At 67.3% G+C, this 18,030-nt stretch carries 17 protein-coding genes; 8 read left to right on the top strand and 9 right to left on the bottom strand.

Features of this window, described 5'->3' with window-relative positions:
- Positions 1-31 precede the first annotated feature (31 nt).
- The 3 genes from KV397_RS02030 to KV397_RS02020 are packed head-to-tail and all read right to left on the bottom strand — an operon-like array spanning position 32 to position 3,427.
- Positions 32-1,675, bottom strand: coding sequence for a cytochrome b/b6 domain-containing protein (locus KV397_RS02030; protein WP_261812041.1), 1,644 nt, complete (start codon positions 1,673-1,675; stop codon positions 32-34).
- Between the two features lie 2 nt (positions 1,676-1,677).
- Positions 1,678-2,649 (bottom strand): electron transfer flavoprotein subunit alpha/FixB family protein, encoded by a 972-nt coding sequence (locus tag KV397_RS02025; RefSeq protein WP_131493985.1) that lies wholly within the window; start codon positions 2,647-2,649, stop codon positions 1,678-1,680.
- A 1-nt stretch (position 2,650) separates the two neighbouring features.
- Positions 2,651-3,427, bottom strand: coding sequence for an electron transfer flavoprotein subunit beta/FixA family protein (locus KV397_RS02020; protein WP_047522253.1), 777 nt, complete (start codon positions 3,425-3,427; stop codon positions 2,651-2,653).
- Positions 3,428-3,603: 176 nt separating this feature from the next.
- On the opposite strand from KV397_RS02020, the gene KV397_RS02015 reads away from it, so the two are divergent.
- From KV397_RS02015 to KV397_RS02005, 3 genes are read left to right on the top strand one after another with little or no spacing between them, the layout of a single operon-like run.
- A complete protein-coding gene (locus KV397_RS02015; protein ID WP_261812040.1) occupies positions 3,604-4,140 on the top strand; it encodes a MarR family winged helix-turn-helix transcriptional regulator in 537 nt (178 codons plus the stop codon).
- A 1-nt stretch (position 4,141) separates the two neighbouring features.
- Positions 4,142-4,612, top strand: a complete 471-nt coding sequence (locus KV397_RS02010) for an SRPBCC family protein (protein WP_261812039.1) — start codon at positions 4,142-4,144, stop codon at positions 4,610-4,612.
- Complete coding sequence (locus KV397_RS02005; protein WP_261812038.1) at positions 4,609-5,052, top strand: YdeI/OmpD-associated family protein; 444 nt, start codon at positions 4,609-4,611, stop codon at positions 5,050-5,052. Before KV397_RS02010 ends, KV397_RS02005 begins: the two co-directional genes overlap by 4 nt.
- 96 nt (positions 5,053-5,148) lie before the next feature.
- Here the strand turns inward: KV397_RS02005 and KV397_RS02000 are convergent, their stop codons facing one another.
- The 4 genes from KV397_RS02000 to KV397_RS01985 form a co-directional block, all read right to left on the bottom strand.
- Positions 5,149-5,925, bottom strand: coding sequence for an enoyl-CoA hydratase-related protein (locus tag KV397_RS02000; RefSeq protein WP_131493975.1), 777 nt, complete (start codon positions 5,923-5,925; stop codon positions 5,149-5,151).
- 109 nt (positions 5,926-6,034) lie between these two features.
- The gene (mmsB, locus tag KV397_RS01995; RefSeq protein WP_261812037.1) at positions 6,035-6,922 is read right to left on the bottom strand and encodes a 3-hydroxyisobutyrate dehydrogenase; all 888 of its coding nucleotides are present in this window, start codon (positions 6,920-6,922) and stop codon (positions 6,035-6,037) included.
- Positions 6,919-8,121, bottom strand: a complete 1,203-nt coding sequence (locus KV397_RS01990) for an acyl-CoA dehydrogenase family protein (RefSeq protein WP_261812036.1) — start codon at positions 8,119-8,121, stop codon at positions 6,919-6,921. Before KV397_RS01990 ends, mmsB begins: the two co-directional genes overlap by 4 nt.
- A gap of 39 nt (positions 8,122-8,160) precedes the next feature.
- The gene (locus KV397_RS01985; protein ID WP_131493969.1) at positions 8,161-9,663 is read right to left on the bottom strand and encodes a CoA-acylating methylmalonate-semialdehyde dehydrogenase; all 1,503 of its coding nucleotides are present in this window, start codon (positions 9,661-9,663) and stop codon (positions 8,161-8,163) included.
- Between the two features lie 406 nt (positions 9,664-10,069).
- Here KV397_RS01985 and KV397_RS01980 point away from each other — a divergent pair, with 406 nt between their 5' ends.
- Positions 10,070-10,654, top strand: coding sequence for an antibiotic biosynthesis monooxygenase (locus tag KV397_RS01980; RefSeq protein ID WP_134352303.1), 585 nt, complete (start codon positions 10,070-10,072; stop codon positions 10,652-10,654).
- A gap of 58 nt (positions 10,655-10,712) precedes the next feature.
- On the opposite strand, the gene arfA is transcribed toward KV397_RS01980, so the two are convergent.
- A complete protein-coding gene (arfA, locus tag KV397_RS01975) occupies positions 10,713-12,224 on the bottom strand; it encodes an arabinosylfuranosidase ArfA (protein WP_153242955.1) in 1,512 nt (503 codons plus the stop codon).
- 328 nt (positions 12,225-12,552) lie between these two features.
- On the opposite strand from arfA, the gene KV397_RS01970 reads away from it, so the two are divergent.
- From KV397_RS01970 to KV397_RS01955, 4 genes are all read left to right on the top strand, one after another.
- Entirely contained in the window at positions 12,553-13,452 is a 900-nt protein-coding gene (locus tag KV397_RS01970; protein WP_261812035.1) for a carbohydrate ABC transporter permease, read from the top strand.
- Positions 13,449-14,330 carry a carbohydrate ABC transporter permease gene (locus KV397_RS01965; RefSeq protein ID WP_131493961.1) on the top strand — a complete coding sequence of 294 codons (882 nt, stop codon included), beginning with the start codon at positions 13,449-13,451 and terminating at the stop codon, positions 14,328-14,330. Before KV397_RS01970 ends, KV397_RS01965 begins: the two co-directional genes overlap by 4 nt.
- 44 nt (positions 14,331-14,374) lie before the next feature.
- Positions 14,375-15,715 (top strand): ABC transporter substrate-binding protein, encoded by a 1,341-nt coding sequence (locus tag KV397_RS01960; RefSeq protein ID WP_261812034.1) that lies wholly within the window; start codon positions 14,375-14,377, stop codon positions 15,713-15,715.
- 126 nt (positions 15,716-15,841) lie between these two features.
- Positions 15,842-16,882, top strand: coding sequence for a LacI family DNA-binding transcriptional regulator (locus KV397_RS01955; RefSeq protein ID WP_261812033.1), 1,041 nt, complete (start codon positions 15,842-15,844; stop codon positions 16,880-16,882).
- A gap of 14 nt (positions 16,883-16,896) precedes the next feature.
- On the opposite strand, the gene KV397_RS01950 is transcribed toward KV397_RS01955, so the two are convergent.
- On the bottom strand, positions 16,897-18,030 hold the full coding sequence (locus tag KV397_RS01950; RefSeq protein WP_047521627.1) for a bifunctional 2-methylcitrate synthase/citrate synthase: 1,134 nt from the start codon (positions 18,028-18,030) through the stop codon (positions 16,897-16,899).

Below are 18,030 nucleotides of genomic sequence, written 5' to 3'. Positions count from 1 at the left end.
GCGGCGACGCCGCTGCGTCAACGTCGTCGTGTCAGCGCCCCGAGACCTTTCCGAAGACCTTCGCGATCGGAGCGAGCACCAGCGGACGGGCGGCCGCCCAGCCGATGGCGATCATGACGATCGAGACGACGAAGACCCAGAATCCCGTCCAGGTGACGGCATCCTGCGCGGCGAACATGTGGTTCAGGTTGCGCAGGAATCCGGTCAGCATCACCAGCGCCACGTGCGCGATGATGAACGCCACGAAGTACAGCATGATCGGGAAGTGCAGGGCACGAGCCCATTCGACCGGATATGCCTTCGACAGCTTCTCGGCCTTCTTCGGCCACAGCCCCGACATCCGGAAACCGGTGATCGCCGCGAGGGGAGCCGCGATGAACACGGTCGCGAAGTACGCGAGCTGTTGCAGGCTGTTGTAGTTGTTCCAGCCGTTCTCATGCGGCCAGTCGAAGGAGACATACTGCAGGGCCGCCGACAGCGCGTTCGGGAAGACCTCCCAGCTCGTCGGCACGATGCGCACCCAGTGCCCGGTGACGAACAGCAGCACCACGAAGATGACGCCGTTCACGAGCCACAGGATGTCGAGCGCCTGGTGGAACCACAGGTTCAGGCTGATCTTGCCCTTCGCATTGCCGCGGGGCGTCCAGAAGACCGTCGGACGCTTCTCCGTGCGCACCTGCAGTCCGGAGCGGATGATGAGCACCATCAGGAACATGTTGAAGAAGTGCGCCCAGTTCACCCACGGTGCGAATCCGGGCGCGACCTCGATAGCCGGCTCGTACTCGCCGGGGAAGGCCGCGAGGAAGTCCTGCATGAACGGGAAGCTCAGGAGCGTGCGCACCAGCGCGATGGCGGCTCCGGCGAGCACCCCGAGCGCAGCGGCGCCGAACAGGACGGCGATCGCCTGGGTCCAGGTCGGACGACGACGTGCGGGCTCCGGGGCCGCAGGCACGTGCCGCGGTGCACGGCCGTCCCACACCGTGCGCTTCCACACCAGCGGCGTATCGACGGTGGCGACAGCAGCGGTCGGGACCCGCGCGGCCGCGGAGGCAGAGGGCTCGGCAGCGACAGGATGCTCGGAAGCGGTGGCAGCAGCGTCGACAGGGGCCGCGGCTGCGGGGATGATCGGGGTGATGCCGGCGGGCGGCCAGGGCTCACCGCCGACGACACGAGGCAGCCCACGTCGAACGCCGGTCGCAGAGGAGGCGTGCGTCTCCGGCCTCGCGGCGGGCGCGGGCGTCGACACCGAAGCAGCAGCGCCCACGGTGTCCGACACGACCGGGGCGGATGCCGCAGCCGAGGATGCCGGCGCGGGCACCGCCTCCGCGGCTGGTTCGTCCGCGACGGGAGCCTGCGCACCACTGTCCGGTGGCCACGGCTCACCCCCGGGCACGCGCGGGAGCCCTCGCCGAATGCCCGAGGAGGAGGCGATCACACCCGCCGTCGCCGCGACGGCTCCGTTCACGGACCCCGCACGCGGTGCGAGCGCGTCTGCCTCCGGCGCGACCGCGGCCGCGGCCGCGACGGGTTCAGCGACCGGCACGGCCGCCTCCGGGAGCGACACGTCCGAAGGCTCGGGAGCGTCGGCCGCTTCCACGGCCACGGCATCCGCAGGGGGCCAGGGGTCCCCGCCCGGCACCCGCGGCAGACCGCGTCGCAGCATCCGCGTCGCCATGACTAGTTCTTCCGCGCCTCGAGCGCCGCGATCACCTGGGGCACCACGGTGAACACGTCGCCGACGATGCCGAAGTCCGCGACCTCGAAGATCGGCGCCTCGGGGTCCTTGTTGATCGCGACGATGTTCTTCGACGTCTGCATGCCCGCACGGTGCTGGATCGCTCCGGATATGCCGAGAGCGACATACAGCTGTGGAGAGACCGATACGCCCGTCTGTCCGACCTGGTGCGACTGCGGGATGTATCCGGCATCGACGGCGGCCCGGGAGGCACCGACCGCCGCTCCGAGCGCGTCGGCGAGCTCTTCGACGAGCACGAACTTCTCCTTGGATGCGAGCCCGCGTCCGCCCGAGACGACACGGGTGGCGCCCCGCAGCTCAGGGCGGGACGAGGCGACCTCGACCGCTTCGACCGGACCGGCCGTCGCGGCGACGACCCCGGACGGGGTGACATCGAGCACCTCGACCGAGTGCGACGGCACCGCCTCGGCACGCGCATCGACCGCGCCCTGACGCACCGTGATCACCGGGGTTCCGAATGTCGGAGCGGAGTCGACCAGATACGCGCCGCCGTAGACCGAGTGGTGCGCGACGACACCCTCCTCATCGCGGGAGACGCCGACCGCGTCGACCGACAGCGCGCTCTTCGTGCGCACCGCGAATCGTCCTGCCACGTCTCGACCGGAGATCGAGTTCGAGATGAGCACAGCATCGGGTCGCACCTGGGCTGCCGCGGCCTGCAACGCGTCCACGATCGGGACCGTCAGCGCGGTGGGGTCTCCGTCGGCCGTCAGCACCACGGATGCTCCGGCAGCGGCGGCCTGATCGACCGCCGCAGGACTCCCGCCGACGATCAGGGCCACAGGCGTACCGACCGTCGACGCGGCACCGATCAGCGCGGCCGTGCTGGTCGCGACGTAGCCGGAGGGGTCGACGTCGACGAGGACGAGGATCGGGTTCTCGGAAGAAGTCATCTCACACCAACCTGTTCTGCACGAGATAGTCGACGAGCTTGTCGGCGGCATCGCCTTCATCGGTGATCTTCACGCCGGCCGCGCGCGGAGGCTTCTCCGACACCGCGGTCATGATGGTTCGCGGCGCTGCGGACGGATCCGCCGAGACCTCGAGGTCGGCGAGCGAGAGCACCTCCAGCGGCTTCTTCTTCGCCGCCATGATGCCCTTGAAGTTGGGGAAGCGCGCGTCGGGGAGCGCCTCGGTGATCGAAATCACTGCGGGCAGCGACGCCGTGATCGGCTGACTGCCGGCATCCGCACCGCGGACCCCGGAGACGCCGTCGTCGGTGATCTCGACCGACGTGAGAGCGGTGGCCTGCGCGAACCCGAGGTGCTCGGCGAGCATGGCCGGGATGACACCGCCCGAGCCGTCGGTCGACAGGTTCCCGGTGATCACCAGGTCGGGGCTCCCGCGGCGGATCGCGGCGGCCAGCACTTCGGCGGTGAGGCCGAGATCGGCACCCACAAGTTCCTCATCGGCGATGTGCACTGCCGACGAGGCGCCGATCGCGAGCGCCCGACGCACGGAGGCGGTCGAGCCGGCCGGAGCCATCGAGAGGGCGACGACCTCGGTCCCGTCGTTCTTGTCGGCGTAACTGAGGGCGACCTCGAGAGCACGCTCGGTGATCTCGTCCAGGACGACATCTCCGGCGGCGCGATCAGCGAGCCCGGTCTCGAGATTCAGTTTGCGATCGCCATAGGTGTCGGGCACCTCTTTGACCAAGACGAAGATCTTCATCGATTGCTCCTCACGACACGCTGAGTCTATCCGCATGGGTCTCTATGTAGCCAAAAGCGGAGGAAACCACGGCCAGGACCCCAGAATTGCCCCGACAATGTATACATACCCCACACTCGGGCTGCGGTATCCCCCACGCTCCGTCCGCCGCACGCCGCCGCCGGTACCGTAGAGAGGTGACCCGACCCCGCCCGCTCCCCGTTGACCCGCTCGCCGAGGCCAAGCGGCAGTGGATCGCGCACGGGTGGACGGATGCCGCCGACGGCATGGCTGTCGTCACCTCGGTCATGCGGGCCCAACAGCTCCTGCTCGCCCGCGTCGATGCGGCGCTCAAGCCGTTCGCGCTCAGCTTCGCCCGGTTCGAGGTGCTGCGTCTGCTCGCGTTCAGCCGCGCCGGACGCCTCCCCTTGTCGAGTGTCGTCGCTCGCCTCCAGGTGCACCCGACCACGGTCACGAGCACGGCGGAGCGACTGGTCCGCGATGGGCTCGTGGTGCGGGAGCCGCACCCGCACGACGGTCGGGCCGCGCTCCTCGCCCTCACGGATACCGGGCGGGAACTGGTCGAACGCGCCACCCGGTCCCTGAACTCCGAGGTCTTCGTCGATCTCGGCATGAGCGGAGACGACGCCGCGGAACTCGTCGCGATCGTCGCACGGCTCCGCAAGGCCGCGGGCGACTTCGCGGACCCTCGCCCGCATCCCGAGCCGCTCTGACATGCCCCGGTTCGTCCTCGAGACACTCATCGCCGCACCACCCGCTGCCGTGTTCGCCGCGTCGCTGGACCCTGAGCTGCACGTCCGCTCGATGGCTCGACACGGCGAGTCGATGGTGGAGGCACCGGCGGGGGGATCGTTCACGGAGGGGTCGACCGTGACGTGGCGGGCACGTCATTTCGGCGTCCCGTTCCGGTTGCGTTCCGTCGTGTTCGACATCGATGCACCCCACGGCTTCTCGGACCGGCAGATCGCCGGCCCGTTCGCGGCGTTCCTGCACGAGCACCGGTTCGTTGCGCATCCGTCCGGCACGCTCATGCGGGACACGGTGACGTTCCGGTCGCCCTTCGGTCCGCTCGGCCGGATCGTCGACGCCCTGTTCCTCGGCGCGTACATGCGCCGCCTGATCAGCGAACGCAACATGATTCTGGCCGCCGAGATCGAGGACCCCAGGCGTACCCTGTCGGCATGACCGAACTGCGTCTGCACACCGTCCTCACCGGCCGCGGCCCCGCCGCGGCGATCCTGCTCACGGACGAGCAGGTCGCGTCGTTCGGTGCCGGGAAAGCCTTCCCGGTCGCCGTCACCATCGACGGACGCACCGCCCGCCTGCGACTGGCGCGGATGGGCGACGAGAACCTGATCGGGTTCAGCAAGGCCGTCCGCGCCGAACTCGGGGTCGAGATCGGGCAGGAGATCGATGCCGTGATCCGGGTGGATTCAGCTGAGCGCACCGTCGACATCCCCGCCGAGCTCGCTGCAGCCCTGGACGCCGACCCTGCCGTGCGCGCACGCTTCGACGCACTGTCGTACTCCGTACGCAAAGAGCACGCGCGGAGCGTGGCCGAGGCCAAACAGGATGCAACGCGCGAACGCCGGATCGCGAAGGTCCTCGACGCCCTCTCCGGCTGAGGGCGTTCACAACTCCTCAGGAATCTCCGACGAGCACCGCGCAAAGCGCCGTTTCCCGCGCGACGCACTCCTTTCTGAGGAGTTGCGAACGAGCACCTAGCGGTTCTGGAAGTCCGGCGACCGCTTCTCCCGGAACGCCGACATCCCTTCCTTCTGGTCGGCGGTGTCGAACAGCGCCGCGAAGGCCTGCTTCTCGTGCGCGAGGCCGTCGGCGAGGGTCGTCTCCATCGCCGCATCCAGCGCGGCCTTCGCCGCATAGACGGACGGCAGCGACTTCGCGGCGATGGAGTCGGCGAGCGTCGCCGCCTCGGCGAGGAGCTCGGATGCTGGAACGACGCGCGACACGAGACCTGCGCGCTCGGCTTCCTCCGCCCCCATGAAACGTCCGGAAAGCACCAGCTCGGCCGCCTTGTAGTAGCCGACCGCACGGATCAGGCGCTGCGTACCGCCCATCCCGGGGATGACGCCGAGGTTGATCTCCGGTTGGCCGAACTTCGCGTTGTCCGCGGCGAGAATGATGTCGCACATCATCGCGAGCTCGCAGCCACCGCCCAGGGCGAAGCCGGAGACCGCCGCGATCACGGGGGTGCGCACCGCGGCGAAGTCATGCCAGACGCCGAAGTGGTCGGTCTCGAGCATCTCCGCCGCGGACATGCTCTCCATCTCCTTGATGTCGGCGCCGGCCGCGAACGCCTTCTCGGACCCGGTCACCACGATGGCGCCGACAGCGTCGTCCGTGTCAAAGGCGACGGCGGCCGCGGTGACCTCCTCCGCGAGTCGGCTGTTCAACGCGTTCAGCGCGCCGGGTCGGTTCAGGGTGATCCACCCCACTCGTCCGCGTTGCTCGACCAGGATCGTCTCGTATTCGGTCATGTCGCCCTCTCCGTCGGATCTCTTTCAGCATTCACCCTGGCCTTCGAATCGCGCAAATGACTCCGTCCGCACCGCGAATGGAACCAGTTGCGCGATTCGAACGCAGTGCTCACACGCGATCGTCGCGAATATCCGTGATGATGCCCGAGAAGTCCCGGGTCGCACCGTCACCGGCGGCGAAGGCGGCATAGAGCTCCTGCGCCAGACGGCCCATCTTTGCGTCGGTCGATGTCTGTTCGATCGCCTGCAGCGCGAGGCCGAGGTCTTTCGCCATCAGCGCCCCGGCGAAGCCCGGCTGATAGTCCCGGTTGGCCGGACTCGTGGGAACCGGGCCGGGAACGGGGCAGTTCGTCGTGACCGACCAGCACTGCCCGGATGCCTGCGACACGACGTCGAACAGCGCTTGGTGCTCGAGGCCCAGTCGCTCCCCCAGCACGAACGCCTCGGCCACCGCGATCTGCGAGACCGCGAGCACCATGTTGTTGCAGACCTTCGCCGCCTGGCCGAGCCCGGGCCCGCCGCAGTGCACGATGCGCTTGCCCATGACCTCCAGCAGCGGCAGCGCTGCGGCGAAGTCCTCGTCCGAGCCACCGACCATGAAGGCGAGCGTTCCGTTCTCGGCACCCACCACACCTCCCGAGACCGGGGCATCGATGTTGCGGTGCCCCGCGGCGAGCGCGAGCGCGTGGGCCGCCCTCGCCTCATCGACGGCGATCGTGGACGACTCGATGAAGAGAGTACCCGGACGCGCGGCGGCGAGCAGTTCGGTGCGATACGCCTCGATCACGTGCTTTCCGGCAGGGAACATCGTGATGACGACGTCCGCCTCGGCCACCGCATCCGCTCCACTCGCGGCAACCGGGATCCCCGCCGCCTGCGCCGTCTCGACGGCGGCGGGCACCAGGTCGAAGCCGTGCACCTCATGACCGGCGGCGACGAGGTTCCTGGCCATGGGGAGGCCCATGTGCCCGAGACCGAGGAAGGCTACGCGAGTCATGACCCGCTCCGCATCTGGTCTCCGCCGCGCTGGAGGGAGGCGGAACCCGCAGGTCGCAGCATCTCGCGGCCGACGATGAGCCGCATGATCTCGTTGGTCCCTTCCAGGATCTGATGCACGCGCAGGTCACGGACCACCTTCTCGATGCCGTAGTCCTGCAGATACCCGTAGCCGCCGTGGAGCTGCAGCGCCCGGTTCGCGACGTCGAATCCGGCATCGGTCGCGAAGCGCTTGGCCATCGCACAGCGCATCGTCGCGTCGGGTGCATGCTCATCGACCGCCTGCGCGCCGTCGCGCACCATGAGGCGTGCGGCGTGCAGGTCGGTGCGCATGTCGGCGATCGCGAACAGGATCGACTGCTTCTCGGCGAGCGGCTCTCCGAAGGCCATCCGCTCGTGCACGTACTGCACCGCCTTGTCGAGCGCCCATTGCGCGCCGCCCAGCGAACAGGCCGCGATGTTGAGCCGACCTCCGTTGAGGGCCGACATCGCGATGGCGAACCCACGCCCTTCGTCGCCGAGCATGGCGGAGGCCGGAACCCGCACGCCGTCGAGGATCACCTGGCGGGTCGGCTGCGCATGCCAGCCCATCTTCTTCTCCGGCGCCCCGAAGCTCAACGCCTCGGCGTCGCCCGGCACGAGGAACGCGCTGATCCCCCGCGCGCCCGGCTCTCCGGTGCGTGCCATGACGACGTAGACGGCGGCCTCGCCTGCGCCCGAGATGAACTGCTTGACGCCGGTGAGTACGAAGTCGTCGCCGTCACGGACCGCGCTCGTCGCGATGTTCGCAGCGTCCGATCCCGCACCCGGCTCCGTCAGGCAGTACCCGCCGAACTCGGACATCGAGGTGAGCGCCGGCAGCCACTGCCCACGCTGCGCATCGTCGCCGTACGTGTCGATCATCCACACGACCATGTTGTGGATGGAGATGTAGGCCGCGACCGCAGGATCGCCCTTCGCGAGCTCCTCGAAGATCGCGACGGTGTCGAGGCGGCTGAGGCCGGTGCCGCCGAACTCCTCGTCCACGTAGATGCCGCCGAGGCCGAGCTCACCGGCACGGTTCAGCGATTCGCGGGGGAACAGGTGCTTCTCGTCGCGCTCCGCGGCGTGCGGGGCGAGCTCGGTCTCCGCGAACTCGCGGACGGCGCCGATGATCGCCTCGCGCTCTTCGGCCGTGGTGGTGACGGTGGTCATGGTCATCGTGGTTCCTTGTGGGAGTTTCGTGCCGGACGGTACGGATCAGTGCATGGTGGGGATGACGAAGCTGGCGCCGTCGCGGATGCCCGCCGCAGGCCAGCGGCTCGTCACCGTCTTGGTCTTCGTGTAGAACCGGAAGGCGTCGGTGCCGTGCTGGTTGAGGTCTCCGAACCCGCTGCGCTTCCAGCCGCCGAACGTGTAGTACGCGATCGGCACCGGGATCGGCACGTTCACGCCGACCATCCCGACCTCGACGCGGGCGGCGAAGTCGCGTGCGGCGTCACCGTCGCGCGTGAAGATCGCGACGCCGTTGCCGTACTCGTGCTCCGAGGCCATGCGCAGCGCTTCTTCGTAGTCGGCAGCACGGGCGATCACGAGCACCGGGCCGAAGATCTCTTCCCGATAGATCGCCATCTCGGTCGTGACGTGGTCGAACAGGGTCGGTCCGAGGTAGAACCCCTCTTCGTGACCGGGAACGGTGAAGCCGCGGCCGTCGGCGAGGAGGGTCGCTCCTTCGTCGACGCCCTGCTGGATGTACCCCTCGACCCGTTCCACCGCCGCGCGGGTGACCAGCGGCCCGTAATCGACGTCCGCCGCGAGAGAGGGCCCGACCCGCAGCTGGGCGACCCGTTCGGTGAGTTTGGCGGCGAGAGCGTCGGCCGTCTCCTGCCCGACCGGAACGGCCACCGAGATCGCCATGCAGCGCTCTCCGGCCGAACCGTAGCCCGCACCGATGAGCGCATCCACCGCCTGGTCGAGGTCGGCGTCCGGCATCACGATCATGTGGTTCTTGGCTCCGCCGAAGCACTGCGCCCGCTTGCCGTGAGCCGTCGCGGTGCCATAGATGTACTCGGCGATCGGTGTGGACCCGACGAACCCGACGGCCCGGATGCGGTCATCGGTGAGCAGCGCGTCGACCGCCTCCTTGTCACCGTGCACGACGTTGAGCACCCCGGCGGGAAGTCCCGCTTCGAGGAAGAGCTCGGCGAGGCGCACCGGCACCGAGGGATCGCGCTCGCTGGGCTTGAGCACGACGGCGTTCCCCGCCGCGAGCGCGGGCCCCGCTTTCCACAGCGGGATCATCGCGGGGAAGTTGAAAGGAGTGATCGCGGCGACCACGCCCAGGGGCTGCCGCATCGAGTAGACGTCGATTCCGGTCCCCGCGCCCGTGGAGTACTCGCCCTTGAGCAGGTGCGGAGCCCCGGCGGAGAACTCGATGACTTCGAGACCGCGCTGGATGTCGCCCTTGGCATCGTCGACCGTCTTGCCGTGTTCGCTCGCGAGGAGCTCGGCGAGCGGCGTCATCTCGCGCTGCACCAGGTCGAGGAAGCGCAGCAGCACCCGCGCACGCTTCTGCGGGTTGGTCGCGGCCCAGGCGACCTGGGCCTCCTCGGCGTTGGCGATCACCCGGCGGACCTCCTCGGCCGACGCCAGCGGCACCCGCGCCTGCACGGCACCGGTGCTCGGATCGAACACATCGGCGAAGCGACCGGAGTCGGGAGTGAGAAGCGATCCGCCTACGAAGTGGGCGATGGTACGAGTCATTGTGTGACATCCCTCCGTGCCGTCATTGGCACATTGAGGAGTTTACTCTGGCCTCCGGAGATTTACTAGGACGTCCTAGCATTTTCTCCCGCGTGGGTCTTCTCATCCGTCGGGGTTGTTCGCACCGCGTTCACCGGCCGGCCATCTCCCCCGGGTACAACTGCAGATGCGCGGACAGAGACTCAGACCGGATCGGGTGTCACGTCTACCGCGCGCACGGTGAGCACTCTCGCTCCCGTCGCGGCTCCCACGCCGCGAGACCCCCGCCGAATCGGGTCGGCGGGGGTCCTCTTCGTGGAGGCGGCATCCCTGGGGCGTTCGACCTAGAATCGACCGTGCGCTGCCACCCCTGGCGCATCCGCTTCGACGCCCCGACCCCGGGCGTCCGTTCTCCGAGGACCGCATCATGTCCGAGCCCGTCACCGTGTCCATCCGCCGCGAGGTCGACCCCGGCCGCATCACCGAGGCGACCGCCTGGGTGCAGACGGGGGTGAACCTCGCGACGAAGTATCCGGGCTTCCTCGGCTCCGGCTGGGTGCGCGCCGGCGAGGACTCGCAGGTGTGGCACATGCTCTACCGCTTCGCGAGCGAGGAGTCGCTGGTCGCGTGGGAGCAGTCGGCCGAACGCACCTGGTGGCTGTCGATGGGCGAGGGCTTCGTGCGGAGCGAGCGTTCGAAACGGCGTACCGGCATCGAGGGCTGGTTCGACGAGCCGACCACCGGGACCATCACGCTCCCGTCCTCCGAGGGCGGCACCGCCACGGTCACCGTCGCGCCCGCGCCTCCGCGGTGGAAGCAGGCGACCTCGATCTGGCTGGGCTTCTTCCCGGTCAACCTGGCCTTCACCTACGCCCTGAGTCCCGTTCCCGGCTGGGACGGTCTCCCGATCTGGCTGAGGGTGCTCGTCACGACTCTCGTCCTCACCCCGATCATGGCGTACTGGGTGCTGCCCTTCGTGACGCGGTCCCTGCGGAGCTGGCTCACACGCTGACGAGACCCCTGCGCACTCGGAACGCGATCACCCCGTCTCGGACGTCGGGCCGGCGAGCTCAGCCCAGAGCGATGGCGGACCAGGACACGGGCGGCAGAGTCACCGTGAGCAGTCCTCCTTCGAGGGCGACCGTGTCGTTGTCGCGGACGGTGACGCGCTCCGGGTCGGCGAGCGTGTTCACGGCGTACACGTCGTCATCGCTCAGGGTGTGGGCCTCGCACACCCCGACGTCGCCGAGTCCAGCGATGTCCACGGTGACCGTGATCGCCTCCGTCGTGCTCCGATTCACCAGGAAGACGGCAGAGCGCCCGGTCTCGGACTCGTGCGTCGCCACCGCGTCGACGAGTGGCACTTCGCCATACAGCGCGGTGCGGTAGGAGGGCGCGTCGAGCTTGAGCTCGAGCGCGTCCCCCTGGGCCAGGCGCGACGTGATCGAGAAGGGGTAGAACGTGGTCTGCCTCCACGCGGGCCCGCCCGGCTCGGTCATGATGGGCGCGATCACATTCACCAACTGCGCCAGCGATGCGCTCGTGACCCGATCGGCATGCTTGATCAGCGAGATGAGGAGGTTGCCGAAGACGACCGCGTCGACGACCGAGTACACGTTCTCCAGCAGACGCGGAGCGATCGGCCAGTTGTCGATGCCGGAGATCTTGTCCACGTCGCGGAACCGGTCGAGGTACCAGACGTTCCACTCGTCGAAGGAGAGATCGATCTTCTTCGTGCTGCCCCGTACGGCCCCGACGTGATCAGCCGTCGCCACCACCGACTCGATGAAGCGATCCATATCGACGGCGGACGCGAGGAACGAGTCGAGGTCTCCGTCCTTCTCCTCGTAGTAGGCGTGGCAGGAGATGTAGTCGACGTCGTCGTAGGTGTGCCCGAGCACGACGCGCTCCCATTCACCGAACGTGGGCATGTGCCGGCTCGATGACCCGCAGACGACGAGCGTGACATCGGGGTCCATCTGTCGCATGGCCTTGGCCGCCTGCGAGGCGACCTTGCCGTAGTCGTCCGCAGAGCGATGGCCGAGCTGCCACGGACCGTCCATCTCGTTGCCCAGGCACCACATCTCGACACCGAACGGCTCGTCACGCCCGTTCTCTCGACGCCGCTCACTCAACGCCGTCCCTCCTCGGATGTTCGCGTACTCGAGAAGATCCAGTGCCTCCAGCGTCCCCCGGGTGCCGAGGTTGACCGCCATCATGAGGTCGCTGCCCACCTTGTCGAGCCACGAGGCGAACTCATGGAGCCCGACCTCGTTCGTCTCGGTCGAGTGCCAGGCGAGGTCGAGGCGCCGGGGCCGCTGTTCACGAGGGCCGACCGAGTCTTCCCATCGGAACCCCGAAACGAAGTTGCCGCCGGGATAGCGGATGGTCGAGACGCCGAGTTCTCGGACGAGGTCGATGACATCACGGCGGAACCCCTCCGCATCCGCGGCCTCATGACCGGGTTCATAGATTCCGTCGTAGACGTGGCGGCCGAGATGTTCGACGAAGCCGCCGAACAGTCGACGCTGAATGCGCCCGGTCACGAAGTGCGGGTCGATGGTCAGATGGGCCGATGGCATGGGTGCTCTTCCGAGTGAGGACGTGTGCGTCACCAATATACAACGTTGTAAATCTGTCGGCAGGAGCATAACCTGTTCAGCGAAGACAGGTGGAGGCGGAGCAAACGACCCCGTTCATGGAGCGTCGACATCTCCGCGCCACCCGAAGCTCCGGCGAGAAACGCCACCCAGGCATGAGTTCGAGGAAGAAAGCTGCCATGACTGATCGAGAACCAGCGCGACGCCCCCACGGCCTCACGAGGACGCATCACCGACATGGTGACGCGGCGCACTGTCAGCCTGTTTACATCGTTGTTAATTCTGGAACGCTGAGAAGGAGTCGCGGCGCATGAAGAAACTGCTCTACAACCAGCGTCTCGCTCCCTACCTGTTCATCCTGCCCTTCGTGCTCACGGTGCTCGTGTTCTGGCTGGTTCCCGTCGGCCGATCGGTGACGATGAGCTTCCAGGAGGTGCTCTACGGTCAGGCCACGTTCATCGGTACGGAGAACTACGAGCGGCTCTGGCGCGACCAGGTGTTCTGGAAGGCCATGTTCAACAGCATCCGCTACATGCTCCTCACCCTGGTCATCCTCGTCCCGATCCCGATGGTGCTGGCGGCGATCATCAACTCCCGACTGGGCAACAGCCGCATCAAGGACTTCTTCAAGTCCTCGCTCTTCATCCCCGCTCTGACGTCCGTCGTGGTCGCCGGCATCATCTTCCGACTGATGTTCTCCGAGACCGACTCGGGTCTGATGAACCAGGTCGTCGAGTTCTTCGGCTTCGGGCCCGTCCGCTGGCTGCGCGAAGACCTCACCGGTCTCACGGCACTGCTCCTCCTGGCGCTGTGGAGATGGGCCGGCGTGAACACGATGTACTTCCTCGCCGGCATGCAGGCGATCCCGACCCAGTACTACGAGGCGGCGTCGATCGACGGTGCGACCAAGGTCCAGCAGTTCTTCAACGTCACCCTGCCGGGGCTGAAGCCCACCATCGTCTACGTCACCACGATCAGCGTGTACGGCGGTCTGGCCATGTTCCTCGAGAGCTTCATGCTCTACGCCGGCAACAACTCACCGAACAACCAGGGCCTGACGATCGTCGGCTACCTCTATCGCAAGGGCATCCAGGACAATGACCTCGGCTTCGCCTCCGCCGTGGGCGTCGTGCTCCTCGTGCTGGTCCTCGCGATCAATCTCACTCAGCTCATCGCCACGGGCACGTTGAAGAAGGAGTCGGCTCGATGATGTACCAGACCTCCGCGACGCCGCCTGCCGCCCGCACACGACCACGGATGTCGCGTCGCACGGCGGGGCTGATACAGAGCGGCTTCCTGATCCTCATCGCTCTCGTCTCGCTCGTCCCGGTGCTCGCGATCGTCTTCGGAACCTTTCAGGACGGCAACGACGTCATCCGCAACGGGATCTCGTTCTCGACCGACTGGTCGACACTGAGCTTCGACAACTACGTGATGCTCTTCACCGATTCCGGCCTGTACTTCCAATGGTTCTGGAACAGTCTCGTGCTCACGGTCGTGCAGTTGGTGGGCACTCTCCTCGTGAGCTCGTTCGTCGCCTACGGGTTCGCGATGTACGAGTTCCGCGGCAAGAGCCTCGGCTTCATCCTGGTGATCATCCTCATGACGATCCCGTTCGAGATGCTCATGCTGCCGCTGTACGTCCAGGTGAACGACATGCGCGCCACGGACCAGTACTGGATCGTCGTCCTCCCGTTCCTCGCCCAGGCGGTCACGATCTTCTTCTTCCGGCAGTACTTCCTGGGCATCCCGAAGGAGATCCTCGAGGCCGGTCGCATGGACGGAGTGTCGGAGTTCGGCATCTTCTTCCGTCTGGTGGCACCGATCGCCAAACCGGCGTTCGCGGCGATGGCGATCCTCAACAGCATGATCATCTGGAACAACTTCCTCTGGCCGCTGCTGGTTCTGCGCTCGCCGGACAAGTTCATCCTGCCCATCGGCCTGAACACGCTGCTCACGCCGTACGGCAACAACTACGAGCTGCTGATCATCGGCTCGTTCTTCTCCTTGATCCCCCTCCTCATCCTCTTCCTCGCGTTCCAACGGTTCTTCGTGCAGGGCATGACCGCCGGTGCGGTCAAGGGCTGACACCGAACCTTCCTCTCCCCCGTATCCCCCACACAGTCAGGAGTATGACCATGCGATTCCGAAGGATTCTGACCGCGGCGACCGTGGCAGCAGTGACGGTCGGCACTCTGTCCGCCTGCGCGAGCGGCACCCCGCAGGACGACGGCGCGAACGCCGACGGCACCACCACACTGGACATGTGGGTCTTCGCCGAGCTCCACGGCCAGGTCTACGAGCAGATGGCCGAGAGCTGGAACAAGGAGAACCCCGACAAGGCCATCGACCTGAACATCACCGTCTACCCCTACCAGGACATGCACGACAAGCTCCTACTCGCCGTGAACTCCGGGGAGGGCCTCCCCGACCTGGCCGACATCGAGGTCGGCAAGTTCGCGAACTTCGTCAAGGGCGACAACCCGCCGTTGGCGGATCTGACGGAGGTCGCCGCGCCCTACACCGACGACATCGTGCAGGCCCGGCTCGACCTCTACAGCAGGAACGGCAAGATCTACGGCTTCCCGACCCACGTCGGCGCCTTCGTGAGCTTCTACAACACCGAACTCCTCGAGAGCGCCGGGATCGACTACACGACGATCGAGACCTGGGACGACTTCGCCGCCGCCGGCACCGAGTACTCCGCGGCGACCGGGAAGGCGTTCGGCGTCGCCAGCACGAGCATCTTCTTCACCGAGCCGCTCGCGATCGCACAGAACGGCGGTCAGCTCTTCACCGAGGACGGGCGGGGGGACGTCGACGTGAACAGCCCCGAGGTCGTCGACACGATGGAGATGTTCCAGGACATGAAGGAGTCGGGAGCGATCTCGACGATCCCCGGTGGTAGCCCGGACAGCGAGGAGGCCTTCGGCGCCATCAACGACGGCGACTACGCCGCCGTCGTGTACCCCGCGTGGTACACCTCGCGTTTCGTCGACTACATGCCGGATCTCGCGGGGAAGATCGCGATCGCTCCCGCTCCGCAGATCGAGGGCTCCGAGGTGCTGACCATCGGTGGCGGTGGCACCGGCACCGCCGTGATGGCCGGCAGCGGGAAGAAGGAGATCGCCAGCGAGTTCGCGGCCTACAGCAAGCTGTCGCTCGAAGCGAACGTGAAGGTGTGGGAGGAGCTGGGCTTCGACCCCGTGAACATGTCGGTCTGGGAAGACGAGAAGGTCACGAAGAACCCGGACAACAAGTTCAACCAGTACTTCCAGACGAACCTGTTCGACGTGCTGAACTCGGTGAAGGACGGGATCGGTCACTTCGAGTCGTTCTCCAACGCGTCCCTTCCCACGGTCGACAACCAGTTCCGCACGGTCACGCTCAACGAGATCTACGAGAACGGCACGCCCGCGGAGGAGGCTCTCGATCAGGCGCAGACCGACCTTCAGAACGAGCTCGGTCAGTAGCAGCAGGCGATTCGGGTGCGGGCGGGAGAGCATTCCTCTCCCGCCCGCACTCTGCGCACGACGTTAGAGTGAGGGGAGCGCGCTGGCGTGACACACGGCGATTGGTGAGGCCCGATGGATCCGACGATGCACGACGTCGCGCGCCTCGCCGGAGTCTCCATCAAGACCGTCTCGAACGTCATCAACGACTACCCCCACGTGAGCGCGCAGACCCGCGAACGTGTGCAGACGGCCATCGATGAACTCGGCTACCGGCCGAACCTGTCGGCACGCGGCCTTCGCTCCGGCCGCACGGGTGTCATCGGCCTCGCCGTTCCCGCTCTGAGCGAGAACTACTTCGCCGAGCTGGCGGATGCGGTCATCCGTGCCGCCGACGACCGGGGGCTCGGTGTCGTCGTCGAGCAGACCAGCGGCGACAGGGCCCGCGAACTGCAAGTGATCACCGGAGGGCGTCTGCGTCTCACCGACGGACTGCTGTTCAGCCCCGTGGCACTGGGCCAGCCCGATGCCGATGCTCTGGACACGGGCTTCCCCCTCGTCCTCCTCGGTGAGCGCATCTTCGACGGCCCGACAGACCACGTCGCCATGCACAACACCTCCGCAGCCAGAGCTGCGGTGGAGCATCTCCTCGACATCGGGCGCCGGCGCATCGCCCTCGTCGGCGCAGAAGAGGAAGAGACGCCTGGCACCAGCTCGGCGAAGCTGCGACTCGCCGGCTATCGGGAGGCGTTCCTCGAGGCCGGCTTCGAGGTCGACCCACGGCTCATCCGCACGAGCGCGCACTGGAGTCGCAGCGGAGGTCTCCTGGCGATCCGCGAGCTGATCAGCGAAGGGGTGGCGTTCGACGGGGTCTTCGCCCTCAACGACGCCCTCGGTCTGGGGGCGCTCCGCGCGCTGGGCGAGGCGGGGTTGCGCGTCCCCGAGGACGTCGCGGTGATCGGGTTCGATGACATCGACGAGGCCAAGTTCTCGATCCCCTCCATGTCCAGCGTCGACGCCGGGCGCACACAGATCGCGGTGGCAGCCGTGGACCTGCTCATCGAGCGCATCGAGGAGAAGGGCGGTCGTCGCTCGCCGCGCACGGTGAAGCCGGGGTTCCGCATCGTCAGACGCGAGTCGACGGGCTTCCCCGGGCGCACCGCTCACCCCGATCCCGCCCCCCTCTGAGTTCGGGAGGTGGGTCAGCCCTCGACGTGGCGCTCGTCCGGACCGTCGTAGTGCGACAGCGGACGGATCAGCGCGTTCGATCCCGCCTGCTCGATCACGTGCGCGGTCCAGCCCGTCACTCGCGCCGCGACGAACAGCGGCGTGAAGGTGAGCGTGTCGAAACCGATCAGGTTGTAGGCAGGGCCCGACGGGTAGTCGAGGTTCGGATAGATGCCCTTGCGCGCCACGAACTCCGACTCGAGGGTGTCGTACAGCTCGGCCACGTCGGCGCGATCGTAGTGCTCCACGAGGGTGTCGAGCGCCGCCTTCATGGTCGGCACCCGGGAATCGCCCTTCTTGTAGACGCGATGCCCGAAGCCCATGATCTTGCGCTTCTCGGCGAGCGCCTTGTCGAGCCACGGCACGACATTGTCTGCGGTGCCGATGTCGTCGAAGATGTGCAGGACCGCTTCGTTGGCGCCACCGTGCAGCGGGCCCTTGAGCGCGCCGATGGCCCCGACGACCGCGGAGTAGATGTCGCTCAGGGTCGAGGTGATCACGCGTGCGGTGAACGTCGAGGCGTTGAAGGAGTGCTCCGCGTACAGGATCATCGAGCGGTTGAACGCATCCACGACGACGTCGTCCGCTTCCTCGCCGAACGTCATCCAGAGGAAGTTCGCGGAGTAGTCGAGGTCGTCTCGGGGGGCGATGAGCTCCTGGCCACGACGACGACGCTGCCCGTAGGCGACGATCGCCGGGAGCGCGGCGAAGAGGCGGATGCTGCGCTCGAGGTTCTGCTCGGGGCTGCCCCCGGCGTCGAGCACCGAGCCGCCGGCGCCCGGGTCGGAAGCACCGATCAGGCTCACCGCGGTGCGCACCTCGTCCATCGGGTGCGCGTCGAGCGGGACCAGGTCGATCGCGGCCTTGACGTTGTCGGCGAGCGCGCGGTGTCTGCGCTCCTCCACGCGGAACGCCGCCAGCTCCTCGGGCGTCGGCAGTTCGCCGTTCCAGAGCAGGTATGCGACCGCTTCGAACGGCTGCGTGTCCGCGAGCTCCTGCACCGGATAGCCGCGGTACAGCAGACTGTTCGTCTCGGGATTGACCTTCGAGATCGCGGTCGTGTCGACGACGACCCCCGCGAGGCCCTTCTTGATGTCCGGCTCGGTCAT

The organism is Microbacterium aurugineum, from assembly GCF_023101205.1.
GTDB lineage: Bacteria > Actinomycetota > Actinomycetes > Actinomycetales > Microbacteriaceae > Microbacterium > Microbacterium aurugineum.
The sequence above is the reverse complement of the archived record's forward strand: the minus strand, read 5'-3'. Positions and strand labels throughout refer to the sequence as shown.

What these genes read in the sequence shown, in the direction of transcription:
- KV397_RS01990 (WP_261812036.1), bottom strand. Translation starts at nt 8,121, where the DNA reads ATGACCATGACCACCGTCACCACCACGGCCGAAGAGCGCGAGGCGATC.
- arfA (WP_153242955.1), bottom strand. Translation starts at nt 12,224, where the DNA reads ATGCCATCGGCCCATCTGACCATCGACCCGCACTTCGTGACCGGGCGC.
- KV397_RS02005 (WP_261812038.1), top strand. Translation starts at nt 4,609, where the DNA reads ATGACCGAACTGCGTCTGCACACCGTCCTCACCGGCCGCGGCCCCGCC.
- KV397_RS02000 (WP_131493975.1), bottom strand. Translation starts at nt 5,925, where the DNA reads ATGACCGAATACGAGACGATCCTGGTCGAGCAACGCGGACGAGTGGGG.
- KV397_RS01950 (WP_047521627.1), bottom strand. Translation starts at nt 18,030, where the DNA reads ATGACCGAGCCGGACATCAAGAAGGGCCTCGCGGGGGTCGTCGTCGAC.
- KV397_RS02020 (WP_047522253.1), bottom strand. Translation starts at nt 3,427, where the DNA reads ATGAAGATCTTCGTCTTGGTCAAAGAGGTGCCCGACACCTATGGCGAT.
- KV397_RS02030 (WP_261812041.1), bottom strand. Translation starts at nt 1,675, where the DNA reads ATGGCGACGCGGATGCTGCGACGCGGTCTGCCGCGGGTGCCGGGCGGG.
- KV397_RS02025 (WP_131493985.1), bottom strand. Translation starts at nt 2,649, where the DNA reads ATGACTTCTTCCGAGAACCCGATCCTCGTCCTCGTCGACGTCGACCCC.
- KV397_RS01970 (WP_261812035.1), top strand. Translation starts at nt 12,553, where the DNA reads ATGAAGAAACTGCTCTACAACCAGCGTCTCGCTCCCTACCTGTTCATC.
- mmsB (WP_261812037.1), bottom strand. Translation starts at nt 6,922, where the DNA reads ATGACTCGCGTAGCCTTCCTCGGTCTCGGGCACATGGGCCTCCCCATG.
- KV397_RS01980 (WP_134352303.1), top strand. Translation starts at nt 10,070, where the DNA reads ATGTCCGAGCCCGTCACCGTGTCCATCCGCCGCGAGGTCGACCCCGGC.
- KV397_RS01965 (WP_131493961.1), top strand. Translation starts at nt 13,449, where the DNA reads ATGATGTACCAGACCTCCGCGACGCCGCCTGCCGCCCGCACACGACCA.
- KV397_RS02010 (WP_261812039.1), top strand. Translation starts at nt 4,142, where the DNA reads ATGCCCCGGTTCGTCCTCGAGACACTCATCGCCGCACCACCCGCTGCC.
- KV397_RS01985 (WP_131493969.1), bottom strand. Translation starts at nt 9,663, where the DNA reads ATGACTCGTACCATCGCCCACTTCGTAGGCGGATCGCTTCTCACTCCC.
- KV397_RS01960 (WP_261812034.1), top strand. Translation starts at nt 14,375, where the DNA reads ATGACCATGCGATTCCGAAGGATTCTGACCGCGGCGACCGTGGCAGCA.
- KV397_RS01955 (WP_261812033.1), top strand. Translation starts at nt 15,842, where the DNA reads ATGCACGACGTCGCGCGCCTCGCCGGAGTCTCCATCAAGACCGTCTCG.